The sequence below is a fragment of the Allosphingosinicella deserti genome (assembly GCF_003012735.1).
Taxonomy (GTDB): Bacteria; Pseudomonadota; Alphaproteobacteria; order Sphingomonadales; family Sphingomonadaceae; genus Allosphingosinicella; species Allosphingosinicella deserti.
The window spans coordinates 609,353-624,886 of record NZ_PXYI01000001.1; the positions used below are offsets into that span (position 1 = coordinate 609,353).

15 protein-coding genes are annotated in these 15,534 nt (G+C 62.8%); 6 read left to right on the forward strand and 9 right to left on the reverse strand.

The window, feature by feature from the left end; all coding sequences use genetic code 11:
* Window positions 1–324 precede the first annotated feature (324 nt).
* From C7I55_RS02855 to C7I55_RS02870, 3 genes are all read right to left on the reverse strand, one after another.
* On the reverse strand, window positions 325–846 hold the full coding sequence (locus C7I55_RS02855; RefSeq protein ID WP_332888400.1) for a GNAT family N-acetyltransferase: 522 nt from the start codon (window positions 844–846) through the stop codon (window positions 325–327).
* Window positions 847–1,044: 198 nt separating this feature from the next.
* Window positions 1,045–1,689, reverse strand: a complete 645-nt coding sequence (locus C7I55_RS29550; protein WP_456297917.1) for a GFA family protein — start codon at window positions 1,687–1,689, stop codon at window positions 1,045–1,047.
* A gap of 1,218 nt (window positions 1,690–2,907) precedes the next feature.
* Complete coding sequence (locus C7I55_RS02870) at window positions 2,908–3,417, reverse strand: GNAT family N-acetyltransferase (RefSeq protein WP_106511346.1); 510 nt, start codon at window positions 3,415–3,417, stop codon at window positions 2,908–2,910.
* A 119-nt stretch (window positions 3,418–3,536) separates the two neighbouring features.
* On the opposite strand from C7I55_RS02870, the gene C7I55_RS29405 reads away from it, so the two are divergent.
* Window positions 3,537–4,103, forward strand: a complete 567-nt coding sequence (locus C7I55_RS29405; protein WP_408640575.1) for a putative immunity protein — start codon at window positions 3,537–3,539, stop codon at window positions 4,101–4,103.
* 709 nt (window positions 4,104–4,812) lie between these two features.
* Here the strand turns inward: C7I55_RS29405 and C7I55_RS02880 are convergent.
* Window positions 4,813–5,397, reverse strand: coding sequence for a GNAT family N-acetyltransferase (locus C7I55_RS02880; RefSeq protein WP_158266257.1), 585 nt, complete (start codon window positions 5,395–5,397; stop codon window positions 4,813–4,815).
* 106 nt (window positions 5,398–5,503) lie between these two features.
* Entirely contained in the window at window positions 5,504–6,445 is a 942-nt protein-coding gene (locus C7I55_RS02885) for an NAD(P)-dependent oxidoreductase (RefSeq protein WP_332888406.1), read from the reverse strand.
* On the opposite strand from C7I55_RS02885, the gene C7I55_RS02890 reads away from it, so the two are divergent.
* Complete coding sequence (locus C7I55_RS02890; protein WP_332888401.1) at window positions 6,362–7,051, forward strand: TetR/AcrR family transcriptional regulator; 690 nt, start codon at window positions 6,362–6,364, stop codon at window positions 7,049–7,051. The two genes, C7I55_RS02885 and C7I55_RS02890, sit on opposite strands and share 84 nt — an antisense overlap.
* Before the next feature lie 511 nt (window positions 7,052–7,562).
* Window positions 7,563–10,637 (forward strand): TonB-dependent receptor, encoded by a 3,075-nt coding sequence (locus C7I55_RS02895; protein ID WP_106511350.1) that lies wholly within the window; start codon window positions 7,563–7,565, stop codon window positions 10,635–10,637.
* Window positions 10,638–10,991: 354 nt separating this feature from the next.
* Here the strand turns inward: C7I55_RS02895 and C7I55_RS02900 are convergent, their stop codons facing one another.
* Entirely contained in the window at window positions 10,992–11,222 is a 231-nt protein-coding gene (locus tag C7I55_RS02900) for a helix-turn-helix transcriptional regulator (RefSeq protein WP_106511351.1), read from the reverse strand.
* A gap of 505 nt (window positions 11,223–11,727) precedes the next feature.
* Here C7I55_RS02900 and C7I55_RS02905 point away from each other — a divergent pair.
* From C7I55_RS02905 to C7I55_RS02915, 3 genes are read left to right on the forward strand one after another with little or no spacing between them, the layout of a single operon-like run.
* On the forward strand, window positions 11,728–12,642 hold the full coding sequence (locus C7I55_RS02905) for an ArdC family protein (RefSeq protein WP_106511352.1): 915 nt from the start codon (window positions 11,728–11,730) through the stop codon (window positions 12,640–12,642).
* Entirely contained in the window at window positions 12,639–12,983 is a 345-nt protein-coding gene (locus C7I55_RS29410; RefSeq protein WP_106511353.1) for a sigma factor-like helix-turn-helix DNA-binding protein, read from the forward strand. The genes C7I55_RS02905 and C7I55_RS29410 overlap by 4 nt, the downstream gene beginning before the upstream one ends.
* On the forward strand, window positions 12,871–13,989 hold the full coding sequence (locus C7I55_RS02915; protein ID WP_332888402.1) for a HEPN domain-containing protein: 1,119 nt from the start codon (window positions 12,871–12,873) through the stop codon (window positions 13,987–13,989). Before C7I55_RS29410 ends, C7I55_RS02915 begins: the two co-directional genes overlap by 113 nt.
* A 150-nt stretch (window positions 13,990–14,139) precedes the next feature.
* Here C7I55_RS02915 and C7I55_RS29415 read toward each other — a convergent pair whose 3' ends face one another.
* The 3 genes from C7I55_RS29415 to C7I55_RS02930 all read right to left on the reverse strand — a co-directional run bounded on the left by C7I55_RS29415 (window position 14,140) and on the right by C7I55_RS02930 (window position 15,404).
* Entirely contained in the window at window positions 14,140–14,766 is a 627-nt protein-coding gene (locus C7I55_RS29415) for a MucR family transcriptional regulator (RefSeq protein ID WP_106511355.1), read from the reverse strand.
* A gap of 70 nt (window positions 14,767–14,836) precedes the next feature.
* Window positions 14,837–15,064, reverse strand: a complete 228-nt coding sequence (locus C7I55_RS02925; RefSeq protein WP_106511662.1) for a conjugal transfer protein TraD — start codon at window positions 15,062–15,064, stop codon at window positions 14,837–14,839.
* A gap of 19 nt (window positions 15,065–15,083) precedes the next feature.
* Window positions 15,084–15,404, reverse strand: coding sequence for a conjugal transfer protein TraD (locus C7I55_RS02930; RefSeq protein ID WP_106511356.1), 321 nt, complete (start codon window positions 15,402–15,404; stop codon window positions 15,084–15,086).
* Between the last annotated feature and the right edge of the window lie 130 nt (window positions 15,405–15,534).

Consider the following 15,534-nt stretch of genomic DNA (forward strand, 5'->3'; position numbering starts at 1 on the left):
ACATCTGTATCAGCAAGCAGGACGAGGCAATTCACAAGAAGTGAATGACGCCTTCGGACTGGTAGATAGGCCGCTGAACGCCTACCAGTGCACACTTGTTGCCGATCCCGCCCCGCGAGTGATGTCGGATTCGGGTCGGACCCGCCCAACGTCCCGGTTTGACTGCGTGACGGTGCCGACGTCGGGCTGCGCCGCAAATGCCGACCTTCGCCAGCGGCGCGGTCGAACAGAGCGCGAGCGGCTGAAATGGGGGGAATCGGGCGTAGCCCTGGCGGCATGAGCTTGTGGTTTGCGGTCAGATAGCTAAGGGATAGCGCTCACAAGCTAGCCTTCGTCGATGCGGCGGCTAAGCTCAATCCGACGATGGCTCCTCGTCTTAAACGTAGCCGGTCCGAGACGCCGAAGCTCGCTAAAGCCGCAGGATCGCCAAAAGCGTTCGCCGCTTTGGTTCGCCTCTAGAACGGCCAACCGGATTTCACGGGCTCCCTTCTCCGTCGCCCAATTCTCAATCGCCGAATATATTGATCGGCCCAAGCCCCGACCTCGCTGAGATGCCTCCACGATTATGAAACCGAGGTACCATGTGCCAACCTGGGGGTGATCGCGGAGAATCGCTGCGACCGCGAAGCGGCCGTCATCGCCTTTCCACGCCAAAACGGTTTGATCGTGAGCATCCTTATCAGAGGGTACGTCTGTGAGAAGTTCGTGAGCGTCGGTCAGTGTCGGCGCCGTGCCGCCTTGCAAGAGAAAATAGTCAGCGGAGCGGTCAAACAGCCTCGCGACTGCCGGCGTGTCCGCCTCTGAGAGTTCGATCGGGGGAAGACGGGCGGGCATCTGGCGGAACATGCAGCAAGAATACAGCGGCAGCGTACGAAAGTCTGCTTCCGCCAAGGCTCTTGGAACAGCTGAATAGCGTGGCAGCACATCAGGGCTCGCTGACGCGCGCGCCCGCGACGAATGTCAGGCTGCCGCAAGAGAGCCGACATCCGTGGCGCTGCCTCACGACCGCGTCGGAAACGGCCGAGAAGGGGTAGGATGCAGACATCAGTCCGGCGGAAAGGCATCGTGCTGGGGCAGATCATCCGTGATCTCGTACCACGCCGCTTTTGAGCCGACGAAAATGTGCATCGATGGTTTGAGGGTCGGCTCGTCCTTGAGCCCGCCGAGTGGAACGTGAGCGTAAGCCCCCTCTCGAACGACTGAGAAGAGCAGCGAACCACAGGTGCGACAGTGCACGTCGTGAGCGTCCGCGTCCCCGTAGGTCATCGTAGCAGCTTCGCCGCGGACGAAGCTCAGTTCCCCCCGAGCAATTCCGGCCAGTGGCTTGAACGCCGATCCGGTGGCCCGCCGGCATTGCGAGCAGTGGCAGTTCAACGCATACTCGAATGCGTCCTGCACGACATACTCGACAGCTTCGCACAGGCACGCGCCGTGCAAGCTCCGTATGCTAAGATCCACGGGTCTCCCCCTCATCCGCGTCGTGGCCGACCAGCATGTCGTGGAGGCGCGATATCCGCAACGGGTCGGAGCCAGTTGACTGTTCCGATCTGGCGGGCGCGCTAGCCTGACGTCGAGGCTCGGCGCGTGAGCAGACGTTCGCCGGCTACGGCGGCGATCGTTGTGGGAACAGCCGAAGAGGGTGGATTCCAGACATCCCATGCGCCGCAACATCGCCGCAGAGGCGGTCATTCAATCAAGCAGGCTGGCCGGCAGCTCAGCGCCAAAACACGACCTTCAGCGCCCCGGCGATTCTACCCGGGACCAGACGGTCAGAGGTTCGGGGCCGCCATCCAATCGGACAGCGACCCCGCCCTCGACACGCAACAGGAGGGGCCCAGCTGGGCCGGTGCATGACAAACATCGCCAACGCCGCGCCGGCCGTACGGGGCAGGCTTTCTTTAAGACCAAGAGAGCGATGAAACGCTGAACGTGCTCGGCAGCTGCTGTTCATGACGGCGGATGTCGGGCTGCCGCCAGAGAGCCGACATTCGCGCCGCTGCCGGGCGTCGGCCGCTGCAACAGCTGTATCGGGTGGGAGTCGGACATCGGTCGCTCGACATCAGCACGCACGGAGGGCATGCGAAAACATCGGAGTTGCACCGTCCAGGCAGTCTGCCGCGGCTCTGCGGGCCACGGACGAACCGGCTCTGGGCGATCGCGGGCCGGGTTCAGACTAGCCGTGGTCCTGCCTCGATTGGCTCTGTGGCTCCGCCGCATGGGTGGCTAACTTACGCCGCCGTAGAGACGTTGCTTGGAGTTGGTGGGTGGTGATACCTTGGGTTCGGATCCTGGCGGGTTTGCTGATCATCGTCTGCGCAGTGGCGCTTATGCACTCGTTGCTTGTAGCCGTCCTTGCTATGCTGTGGGCCTTTCCGGCTTCTCCAATCGCTGGCGCCGAGATGGCGACCGGCGTCGTAGCGACCCTCGCCACGCCACTCTCTCTGACACTTGGCATCGGCTTCGCTTGGAAGCCCCTCCGCACCGGGAAACGGTCCCACCTGCTCAAGGCTGCCGCGTACGCTCTGTTCGGCTTGTTGTGTCATATCAGCGTATTTTTTTGGATTGGGAACCTTCCGCCAAATCCCGGTGCTTTCCGCTGACGCCATCAGGCGTTCCCGTGCACGGGCGGGGAAAGATAAGCTCAGGGCCGACACGGGCGCTATCGCCTCCAATCACCTCGTCAGGGCGGTGATGGTCGCCAAGGCCATGGGCCGCCATTCCGATCTGTCGCGCCGCGGCGCGAAAGCGGACCTTCGCGATCGGCCTGAACGATCGCCGCGCGAACAGCCGAAGAGGGTGGATAGTGTTGAAAAACGTCTGCTTCTAACAAGAGCGGACGTTCAGGTAATGAGGGGTGCGATCACGCCGGAAACAGCCGGGCAGGGTGTGAAAAGCGGACATTGCATCCTAATCTAACGGCCTGATCGCATACACATTGCGCTCAATCCCGTCAGGAAAGGCTTGTCGCGCCACCACCGAGCCGCTCAGCTTCTCAGCCAGCCGCCGCGCTGCCTCGTTCTCATCATCCATGTGTGTTTCGACCTCGCTCCAGCCGAGCGTCTCGTGCGCCCAGAGAATAGCAGCGCGCGACGCCTCCTCCGCGTAGCCGTTACGCCGAGCGCTCGGCACTATCCACCAAGTGAGCTCGTGCCTCGGCCAGCCTTCCGGCCAGACAATGCCGCACCCGCCTACCATTGCGCCGCTGGCCTTCTCGACAACCGACCACATGCCGAATCTGCGCAATGGCCAGTGTCCAAGGTCGTATGCGAGTTTCCGCCCCGCTTGGGCGGCCGTCAGGGGGCCGCCGTAGAATCTGGACGCTTCGGGATCTGCATAAAAGTCGCGGTAGTCCGGGAAGTCTTTTGCGCTAGGCGCACGAAGAACAAGCCGGTGAGTTTGAACGGTGGGAATGTACATGAGCACGGCTTACCGGCAACCGAGATGCTGTCTATCCGTAAAAGAAAGTGGTCGCGTGCCGACGCGCGCAAGCCTTGAGCAATGTCCGATATGGGTCGGAGCACGTCCTAGCTCCCCACATGGCGAGCGCCGCCGTCGAACGGCAGGGTACCGCGCGGAAGCGGACCTTCGCCGGGTCGCCTGGCGATCGCGCCGGGAACGACAGGGGAGGGCGGAAAGCGGTCATTGCCCTCAGCGTGGGTTGGTCGTTAGGTGACGGTGCGCTACCTCCGAGTGTCGAAGCGATTCTGGCTGTTCGGAGGGTGCGCTTGAACCGGCATCATGAACTTGCTGGATGGGCTGCCGACTGCGCGGAGCGCGTCCTTGCCCTTTTCGAGGCGGAAAGGCCGGCCGATGCTCGCCCCCGCCACGCGATAGAAGCCGCCAGGCGGTGGCAGGGCGACGATTTGACCGTGGTAGAGGCAAGGAAGCTGGCGTTTGCCAGCCATGCCGCCGCACGGCAGTCGGCAAGTCCAGCAGCTGTGGCAGCGGCCAGGGCGGCTGCCCATGCAGCGGCGACGGCACACGTCGCGGCTCACGCACCGCACGCGGCGAGTTACGCTCGAAAGGCGATAGAAGCCGCAGGCTATGATGCTGAGGCAGAACACCGTTGGCAAATCGATCGGCTGCCACACCTGCCACAGTAGATCACCGGGTTGAAAGGGCCTCGGTCAGAGTCGCAGAGGGAGCCTTCGTCTGCCGAGTGACCGAAGTATCCGGCGGACGCTCGCGCGGGCCGTCGGGCTGCGTCGCCGAACCGACATTCGGCGCCAGCGCAATCAATTGCGGCGGGAACAGCCGAGTGGCGTGGTTAAGCGACCTTTGTGGTTCCTGTGCGGTGCAGGAAGTGGGTGTACTCTCGTGTCACGTGGCGAGCATTCAGGGCAGGGGCTGACGGCGCGATCGCCACCCTGCCTGACGAAAGCGGACGTAGGGCGCGGCGGTACCGATCGTTGCCGGGAACGACAGGGAAGGGTGCAGGCTGTGTGAAAACTCCTTCCTGAGTCATGGCGGTAGCATAATCTTCTACTCGCGTTTCTCATCGGGCTTCGATGATCCACCAATGCCGCTTGCGAGAGCAAGTTGCCTCCGCCGAAGTGGCCAACCGGCGCATTCCGCGGGATCGCTCGGGCAAAATCTTCTACGGCGCTGACGCGAAGCCGCGTTTTCACACAGCCTCGGTCGCAAGCCGACCAACGGTCTCGATCTGACCCACACGGGAACGGCGTCAGGCTGCTGCGCGGGGGCGGACATTCGCCGGCGAGGTCTGGCAGTGCGGCGCGGACGACAGGGAAGGTGGAAATGCAACCAGTCGATCATCCAGTTGCGCTACGATCGCCGTCACCACTCAGACGATCAGACTGGACGGCTTAGAAAAAGAGCGATCTCGCCTTCCGCTGATGTGCCTTCATAAAGCGTCAAATCCAGGCCTGTGAGAGAGAAGCCGAGGGCACGGTAGGCAGCGATCCCCGGGACGTTCACAGACGTCGTCTCAACCCACAGACGTCTCGCGCCCACTGCCCGTGCATAAGTTGAAACGGACGTGATCAACGCACGTCCAATACCCGTCCGCCGAGCATCTGGGGCCACATACAGGTGCCAGACAGCCAGCCGGGCGTTCCAGGCTTTGAACTGGGTGGCGACAAAGCCGTTGATGTTGCCGCTTGCGCCGTCGAAGGAGACCCAGCCTCGGTCCCAGGGTCGGTCTGTCGCTTCCAGATCATCGAGCGAAAAGCGCTTCAGGAGCGGGGCATCCAGCGGTCTGGATCTGAGCGAAAACCCATCGTCGTTCGCCCAGACGTCATGGATCGACTCCGTCGTGAAGGACGTGTCGAGCGCGCGGATCTCCGCAATGTCATTGGGGAGGATAGCCGGTCGGATTACGACCGGTGGCCGCCCGTTGGTCCTGGCCGTACGGGTCAGACGCATTCCGTCCTGCATCTTTGTTTCCTCGTGTTGGAGGCGGCAGCGGGAAACCTGCCCGTCCTTCTCGTCGAGCACCTATGCCAAGAGGTCGGCGCGTCGGTCATCGGCTCCGGCTCTAGGCTCAGGCGATCACGGCGTCGTCGATTACACGCGGTACAGCTCGTCCGGCATTGCGCAGCACCTTGATCACTCCGGAATGTTCATATCCGCCAAACCCCTCATCCCGGGCGCGTTGGAAGATGTCGGCCGCAAGTCGCGGAAAGGCAGTTTCGACTCCGAGGTCGGATGACACGCCGATCAGGCGGCGGATGTCCCTTTCGACCGATGCAATGGTACTTTCGGCGGCGCTGAAGCCGTCTTCGGCGATGACCCTCCCCATGTGCTGCATGTCGGCGGCGAACATTGGGGAAAGCCTTGCCATCATCTGCCCGAAGTCGGCCGTGTCGAGCCCTTCCGCTTGACAGATCGCCGCGCCCTGGGCGAAGCCGATCCAGTGTCCGGCGAAGTATGCGAGGGCTGCGCTGAAGAGCGCCTTGGCATGACCAACGTCTGCGCCGACAAAGGTCAGCCCTCCGGCAAGCGATGTCAGCACCGGCGCCGCCTCGTCGTATAGCGCCTGCTCGCCCGATACGATTATGGCCGCCTCAGGACCTCCGATTTGACTGGGCCACGCCGAAATTGCTCCGTCGAGATATGCGGCTTCGTGCGACGCGGCCCAGGCGCTCATCTCACGGGCTTCGGCCGACGTCCCGGACGTCAGCTGCACTATGAGGCGGCCGGCTAGCTCGTTGGCCGCGGCGACCTCGCGCAGTACGGCGAAGCTCGCCGCATAGTCGGAGAGACAGATGACCACCAGCCGACCGGCGGCGACGGCTGCTGCCGGATTGAGCATTCCCGCGGCGCCCGCAGCAACGAACGCTTCAACCTTTTCAGGGCTCCGGTTCCACACGGCCACATCCCGGCCGCTTGCCAGAAGGGCGTGCGCGAGCGCGCTTCCCATCCGACCAAGGCCGATGACACTCACGTCGCTCATCGTTATCTCCTTCTTGCTACGTATGTACATAGTGTATGTACAAATCGTACATTGCAAGAGGCAGGATCGAAGTTGAGGCTTTCCAGAGACACACGACGCGAGCAGCTCCTGGAGCTCGGCATGGCGATCGTCCGCGAAGAGGGCGCGGATGAACTCACTCTCGGCCGACTGGCGGCCAAGGCGGACGTTAGCCGCACGGTCGTGTACGATCACTTTGACACGCGTGCCGGACTGCTGGTCGCACTCTTCCAACGTTTGGAAGAGCGTTACGTCGGTGCGCTTCGAGCCGCACTCGAAACGGCACCCGACAATCTGGCCGGTACCGCCCGGGTGATAAGCGAAGCTTACTTCAACTGCCTTGCCGAACTAGGGCCCGAGGGGCCGGCAATCTCCGCCGCGCTCAAGGGCAGCGAGGAGATGATGGCCCATCAGCAATTGATGGTTGGTCGCTATGCCGAGATCATGGCCGGGGCGCTGCGTCCCTTTTCCAGCAGGGAAGACAACGCCCTTCACCTGCTCTGCATCGCACTAATGGGCGCTGCGGAGGTCATGGCGCTCGAAGTTCAGCGCGGGCGCACAACCCAGGGGATTGCGGCGAACGTTCTGTTGTCCCTGATATCTGGAGGTCTCGAGTAAGCAGACGCTTTGAAGAGGAAACCTTCCGACGAAGGATGAGCGTATTCGAAGTCCAGTACGAGTGCTCGCGCCGCCGCGCCGCTTGGGCGCCGCCAGCGTGCTGCCGGGCGTCGCCGAGGCCGGACGACGATGCAAAGTGAGTGACCTAGGAAAGTCATTCCGACCAATGGGCCGGAGCGCGTCGTAGCGCCCGATCTGGCACATGCCCAAGGCTAAGGTCAGGCTGCCGCGCGGAAGCGGACCTTCGCCGGGTCCCCGGCGATCGCGCCGGGAACAGCCGGGGAGGTGGATTCGAGACATTCCCGTCACACGACATTGCCGGAGGAGCGGATTTGAAACCGCGGCTCGGCGTAGCTCAGCGACATCGCCGCGGTCAGGTCACCTCAGAAAAATTGCGGAAGCTACCATCGCCGCTGAAGCCCTCGTCCAGGAGGTGGGGAAAGGGCCGAGGAGCATTTCAAACCCACTTCCTTTCCTGCAGGGTTCTAGCTAGCCAACGCGTCATACGGGCATGTTTCGGTCGACACTGGGGTTCTCGCTGACTTTCCTCGCCGCGTCGGCTTGTCCGGCGACGGCTCATGCTGCCGATTTCATGGTCAACCTGCCAGCTCAGAGTCTGGCACGATCGCTGTCCCAGCTGGCAGGACAGGCGCGCGTGGACCTCTTATTCTCATCGAAGCTGGTCCGAGCACGTCGGGCGCCGGCTGTCCGTGGGCGCCTCACGATCGACGAGGCTTTGCAGCGGCTCCTGACCGGATCGCGATTGTCCTATAGACGCAGCGGCTATGGTGCGATCGTCATCGTCCCGGCTCCGGCTGCCGATGCGGGCGAACGGGACGACGAGGGATCGATACCCGAGATCCTCGTGATCGGACAGCGGACGCAGAATGCTGATATTCGGCGAACGGAAGGCGACATCCTGCCTTATCAGGTCGCAAGCCGGCGGGAGGTGGAGAACGCCCATGCCGAAACGGCGGAGGGTTACCTACGCAGTCGGCTACCCGCCAACGGGCAGATGGCAACGCCATCCCAGCTCAGCCTCGACAATCTGGGCAGCGCTCGCTCGGAACTGAACCTCCGGGGTCTTGGTGCACGGCAGACGTTGATTTTGGTCGACGGACGCAGGCTTCCGTCCCTTCCCAGTATCGACAATGGCTTCAATCAACCCGACATCAACGCTCTGCCACTTGCGGCACTCTCGCGCATTGAAACTCTGACCTCGGCTGCGGGCGGCATCTATGGCCCCGGTGCGATCGCCGGCGTCGTCAACTTCGTCATCGATCGCGACTACCGAGGCGGCACATTGTCCGTCACGTCAGGGATCGCCGGTAGCGGCGACGCGCTTTTCAAGCGGGTAGATGGCAGTTTTGGCTTTACCCCGGATGGCGGGGAGACCGACATTATGGTCGTCTTCGGCCACGCAGTGACACAAAGCCTGACCTTCGGCGATCGGGATTACACCGTTCGAGCCCGCAGGCTGAAACTGCAAAACGATTCCGAAACGTTCGTGAGACAGCTTCCCATAAGCAGCTCGGTCAACGTATTTAGCTCGTTGCCTTTACGCCTCGACGCTGAAGCTGCGTCGCGCCTCGCAGGTTCGATCACGCACTTCCCCGTCGGGCCAGCGGCAGATTACGCGACGATGATCGCAAATGATGACACCATTGATCTCTCGCTCTCTCCCGATGCAAACGGAACGGAGCGATCATTGCTGCCGGCAAGCAGCCGAACCTCTCTGCTCCTGAATGCCCGGCGAAGGATCTCGAACGTAGAGGTCTTCTTTGACGGGCTCTGGCTACGCAACCGCGCGCGTTCGGTCCTGCCGTCCACATTGCAGCATACTGTCGTCCCCGCCTCAGCCAACCCGTTCGAGCACTCGGTAGAAGTCACCTTCCCCCAACCCGGCTTCAAGAACGTCGGCGCCAATCGATCGTCGGTCTATCGCATTACGACCGGAGCAATCCTCGACTTGCCGAAGGATTGGCGGGCAAATGTAGAGTATCTATTCGGGGGATCCAATGAGGTTGTACACCTCGAAGGTGACAGATTGTCGACCGAGGCCTTCGACGGCGCTTTCGGCAAGATGGACCCCTTAGGCCGCCCCGTGCCGAATCCCTTTCAGGATTATGCCAGCTTCCTGTCGGCTCTCGACCAGTACCGAGAGCCAAACACATACCGTCATGAAGTCTCGAACAAGCTTTCCCAATTCTCGATGAGGTTTGCAGGCCCGCTTATCTACCTGCCACGCGGCCCAACGACACTTTCCGTCCTGGGAGAGCACCGATCTGAGCGTGTTCCTGCTTCTGTAGTTACTCTGGGCCCGCGCGACGGCATCGAAGAGCAACCGACACCGGACGTGTCCCAGAAGGCGCTCTCCGTCTATGCGGAGGCACGTGCCCCGATCTGCGGACCGAGGAAAATGTATGGACCGCTCAAGAACCTCGAACTGCAGCTTGCGATGCGTCACGACCGCATCGAGACGCGGGTGCCAAGCCAAATCGAAGGAGGATCCAAATACGGTAACCTCGTGACTGTGAATAACGCAGTCACGGTATACACTGCCGGTTTCCGCTCTGATCCACTCCCGTATTGGATGCTGCGAGGGAGCGTTAGCACAGGAGTATTGCCCCCGAGCGTCGACCAGCTCACATCGCGGGTAACAACACTGTTTGGATATTTAGACGCCAAACGCGGCGGGAGCTTCATTAAGTTTGGTGTGCCCGTAATTGTCGGCGGGTCACCAAGCCTGCGGCCCGAGCGTGCCCGCACATTGTCGCTAGGCCTGGTTTACACCAGTCCTGACAATCGCGCGCGCCTCTCGCTCGATTTCACTCGCCTGGACAAAAAGAACGAGGTGGTCCTGACCTCCACCAACGGGCTTCGATACCTGACCGGTCTTGCCAATGTGCCGTTCTTCCTGGCGAACGAGGATCGCTTCCCTGGCCGTATCCAGAGGCTGCCGCTCACTGCTGCCGACGCGGCGCTTGGCTACACGGCCGGTCTGATCACCCGCATCGACACGACCGCGCTGAACATAGGGAGAACGCGCCTGGATGCGTGGGATCTGAAAGCCGCGTACGAGATCCCCGACGTAGCAGAGGGCACGCTGCGCCTGACAGGGACGGCCGCTTGGCAACCGACGTACAAGCGTCGCTTCGATACGATTGGGCGATGGTATGACTTCGCGGATGCTGCGGATGGTGCACTGAAGTGGCGGGGTCGGGCCGGCGTCGAATGGGAGCGAGGACCCTTTTGGATCGGCTTGGACGGTCAGTATTACGGCCGCTACCGCATCACTCCCGCTGTTCCAGCCACCGGTTCGGATGCCGAAGGGATCGTGCGATTGCAGGGTGCTGAGTATGTCGAAGCCCAGGCCTACGTTGACCTTGCCGCAGCCTATCGGTTCAGCCCCAATGCTCTTGGGAGGGGAAGCCTGGAACTCAGATTGGGTGTCCAGAACCTGTTTGACAGATCCCCTCCTATCGTCACCACGGTCGAGGAGCCGTTCTATACGGAGACGGGCTACAGCTTGCTCGGAGATCCCCGTCAGCGCCGCTTCAATGCAACCTTGGAGTACCGCTTCTAGGGCCGCAACCCGAATTGGTCGTGCGATTGTCTGGAAAGGGTCGAAACGCGCTGTAGCGATGCGTTCGACGAACGTGCCAGGCGGGTGTCTGAGAAGAACACGAGACCAGAGGTACGTCTCTGGCTTTATCGTCGGGCGAAATGACTTGCCCGAAGGAACGAGAGCCGTCGTATATCATGGCCATCCATTGATCGCCCACTTTTCAGCTCACGAGCGGACATAGGCCGGGTGAGCACTGGGCGATCGCTTTCGGGGTCCGTAGCCGCCATTCCGCGTGCGGGTTGCCGAAGGTCCGCTTCGATGCCCCAAAGCGGACGTACAAGTTGCTTGAACCGAACGTCCGCTTCTGAGTGCTTAGCGGCCGTGATCGGCCTTGCCACCGGCATGATCCGCGGCATCATAGAAGATCGGGTTGCGCATCCACTCGTTGACGGCGGACTCGCGCCACCCGGTGCAGCGGGCGCTGATCTGGATGTTCTTCGGGAACGTGCCGTTCTGCATCTTCCGGTACATCGTTGAGCGGCTGAGTCCTGTCCGTTCGAGAACGGACTTCAGGCGGAGAATGCGATCGGACGTATCGGTCATGATCTGCTCCTGTCGGGTTGTCCTGGATCTTGGCGAGCATGATCGGGACTTGCGGGCGGCAGGCAAGGGGGCGGGCCCGGCTTGCCCCCGTCTGCCCCCATCAGCCCCAACAGGCCCTCTCCATTGACTGCGGCGTGGGGTGGCTGGGCCTGAAAGGCGTGCGGGCTCGACCCCAGCGCGGGTCTCTCAATCCCGAGTCGTCCGCGAGATAGCGTCTCAGCTTTCAGGTGAGCTTGGCCGACTCTCCGAGCCGGCATGTGGACGCTGCGCGATGCGCGGCGGCGTTGTGCTGTGCCTCCGGCACGCGGTGTGGCGTGGGTGGGCGTCGCTGCCCTGTAGCCCCGCCGCGGCGAGCCGCAACCTCGCGCGTCCCGCGCGAGGTCCTCCTCTTCGTTGCGGCCGTTCCGGTGCAGCCCGCCTTGGTCGGCGGGTCTGCCGGTCCGCTCCTGCCGCCCACCCCCGCCACTCCGGCGCCGGTTGCGGTGGTTTTGAAGGAGACAGGATCATGCGGACCAGGCCTCGTAACGATCGCCACAGCCTCTATGCCGAAGTCACGGAGCGCGTCATTGCCGAACTGGAAGCGGGGCGGCTTCCCTGGGTGCAGCCTTGGGACAGCTCCAGGTGTGGGCCGGCGATGCCGCACAACGGAGGGACCGGCCGACGCTACTCCGGGATCAATGTCCTGATCCTGTGGGCGGCTGTCATCGAGGGCGGCTATTCCTCGCAGCGCTGGCTGACCTTTCGGCAGGCGCTCGCGCTCGGCGGACACGTGCGCAAGGGCGAGAAGGGAACCACCGTCTGCTATGCGGACCGGTTCACGCCCAAGGACGAGGTCGACAAAGCGCGCGACGAAGATCGGGAGGCGAGGGCGGTTGCGTTCCTGAAGCGCTTCACCGTCTTCAACGTCGACCAATGCGAGGGGCTGCCCGAGGATCTGACCAGCGCGCCGAAGGCGCTCGGCGAACGCGAGATAATCCCGCATGCCGAAGCACTGGTTGCGGCCACAGGCGCCGACGTGCGGATTGGCGGAGGGCTCGCTTTCTACGCGCCCGATCCCGACTTCGTGCAGGTTCCGCCGCAGCAATTTTACCCGCACCAGATCAACTGGTATCGGACCGTGCTCCACGAGCTCGGCCACTGGACGGGACATGCGAGCCGGCTTGATCGGGACCAGAGCGGGTTTCTCGGCGGTGCTGCTTATGCACGGGAAGAACTCGTTGCCGAGCTGACCAGTGCCTTCACCTGCGCGTCGCTGTCGATCACGCCGACTGTGCGCCACTCCGACTATATCGGCGCATGGCTTGAGGTTCTGCGCGGCGACGAGAAAGCAATCTTTCGTGCAGCGAGCCAGGCCAGCAAGGCGGCCGATTACCTGCTCGCCTTTGCGGCCGCCAAGGCCGATGCGGGAGAGGCGGCATGATCCGTCGAGCAAAACGCAGCCTGGAGGAGCGCGCAACAGAGGCTCTCGAGCGATCCCTCCGACTTGAGGCCGTTGATGCAGATTCTCGTTCGAACCGGCAGTCGCTGCGTCCCCTGGAGCGCGCAATCATCGAACTCCCGTCCCCCACGCGCGAGATATTCCTCGCACACCGATGCGATGGCCAAAGCTATGTTCAGATTGCGGAGGCGAGGGCGCTTCGCGTCGCAGATGTCGAGCAGCATGTCGCACGCGCGCTGTTTGCCATCTGCAGCAGCGTCGAAGGTGATGAAAGGCCGCTGCTGCAAAGTTGGTGGTCCCGCGTTCGACGATGGTTTTCGTGATCGCCAAGCCGCGCCTGCCACGTGCGGGCGAGGTTGGCGCCTGTACGCGTCCGGGCTAGGAAGGCAGGTGATGAAATCGGAACTCGACCATCTTCCGGAGCGGCAGCAGCGCGAACTCGAGCGCGTGCGCGAGATCCTGCTGGAGGAGTTCGAGAAGGCGATCCTGCCCGCGACGAAGCCGCACAAGCGCAATGGCAAGATCTACAAGATCATCCTGTTCGGCAGCTACGCGAGGGACGACTGGGTCGACGAGCCGGAGAACGGCTACCAATCGGATTTCGATCTGCTGATCGTCGTCAGCCATGAGGACCTGACCGACATCGCCGATTACTGGTATGTCGCCGAGGATCGGATCGCCCGCGATCCTGCGATCGGACGGCCGGTCAACATCATCGTCCATTCGCTCGACGAGGTAAACACGGCCCTATCGCGCGGGGAGTATTTCTGGACCGACATCGCCCGCGACGGCATCGCGCTCTACGAGCTGCCGTGTCACTCGTTGGCGATGCCGATGCCTCTGACAGCAACAGACGCATGCCGGATGGCGGACGAGTATTTCAGCCAGTGGCTTCCACTAGCCGATCACGCCATGTCGTTGTCCCGCACCAGCGTTGACAATGGCGTGCTACGTGACGCCGCGTTCATGCTGCACCAAGCCACCGAGCGCCTGTACATCTGCTTTCTTTTGGTGCGCACGCTCTATTTTCCCCGATCGCACAACATCAAGTTCCTCCGTTCGCTCGCAGAGGACAAAGAGCCGCGGCTTGTCCCGGCTTGGCCGCGAGCTACGAAGGTCGACCGTGCGCGGTTCGAGCGCTTGAAGCGGGCCTACGTCGAGGCACGCTATTCGGCCAGCTACGCCATCACCGCTGAGGATCTCGAGGCGCTTGCAGCATCGATCTCACAGCTGCGCGACATTGTCGCAGATCTTTGTCGGGAGCGGATTGCCGCATTGCGCGCCGACGCAGCCAAGACTGAAGGCGGCATCCGGAACGCGTCCGCGTAGTCGTCGGGGTGACAGACGCGGGGGATGACGCGCCAGCGTTCGACGCGCGCACCGTTGGAGAGGCCGATGTGAACATGCCGGCCCTTCAACCTTCGTTCCTACCGCAGTCGGCTCGCGCCGCCCGATCGTGGATCGGGCGGCGCTCGCTTTCTATTCTTGTTGCGTCCGGGAGCGTTTCCGCTTCGGCCTGTCGGAAGCAGCCTCTGCTACAGCGTCGGCGGCCTTCGGCGCGCGAGCGCGCCGCTTCGGCTGATCGGCAGACGTGGCAGCGTCGGAGGAAGCCTTCCGACGAGGCGCGCCGGCTTTCGGCTCATTCGACCCGGGCACAGTTTCGGCTTCGGGGGCCCCGTCGCTCTCAGGTTTGCGCGCGCCTTTCGCGCCGCGTCCTCTCGATCCGAGCCCGATCCGCTTCGCGAGTTCCGCGCGCTGCTGGGCATAATCCGGTGCGACCATTGGATAAGAGGCGGGCAGACTGAACTGGCTGCGATATTCCGCCGGCGTAAGCTGGTGTGCGGTCAAGAGGTGACGCTTCAGCATCTTCTGTTTGCTGCCGCACGCGAGACAGGTAATCGCCTCAGGCTTGATCGACGCACGTACGGACACCGCGGGCTTTATCTTCTCCGGCTCTGGTGGTGGCGCGGGAGCACCGAGAGTAGAAAGCGCGGCGTGAACATTCGCCACCAGCGTCGCCACATCCCCGATCGCAACCTTGTTGTTTGATACGTGGGCGGCAACGACATCCGCCGTCAGCTCAATGAGTGCCGGGTCTTGTGCCATGTTCTCTCCGATCATTGGTTACGCGTACCTTTGGCGCCGGGGCGCATAGCCAGAACCGCGGGGCCCGTCACTAGTTGCCGCGTGCGGACGATTTGGCCGTTTCGGCAAACCCACGCTTACCGCGCCGCCGCGCTAACGTGAGAACTTGCTCGCGCCGCTCGCTGCGCAGCGCGGCCGCCACTTCGAGCAGAAAGCCGAAGATCACTGCGCGGTCATCTTCCGTGAGCGCTATTAGGTCGGCCTTCACGAGCAGGCCACCAAGCTCGATGAGCTGCCGCGTCCGCTCGCGCCGCTGCATCATCCACGCCCGTGTGTCGTCACGCGCTCTCGCCGCCGAACAGCGACGACGCTCCGCCAACGCTCTCCGGTCCGCTCGCAGCACCTGCAGCAGCGTCGCTCGAAGTCCGCCGCGCAGGGCGAAAGAAGGCGGCTCCGCGCCGCCGCCAGCCCTCCTTCGTCGGCGCGTCCGCAGCCTCGACCGCCCAGATCAATGCACCGGCGAGTACGTCAAGCGGGAGGACGTCCGCGCCCGTTGCGGTGACGAGCTCCCCATATTGCCGTTGCTTGCGCTCCCGCAGTGATCGTGCGCGCTCGTCAAGCGCCTTCAGCTCTGCATCGTAATCACGAGGTTTGCGCATGCTGATGTCCTCTTTGTCTTGTAGAGGACAGATCAGTTAGAGGCGCTTTCGATTAGCGTAAATATCGTGGTACACACTGGGACGAACCCTTCCCGAAACAGATGAAATCTCTTGAGGGCGCGCTTATACG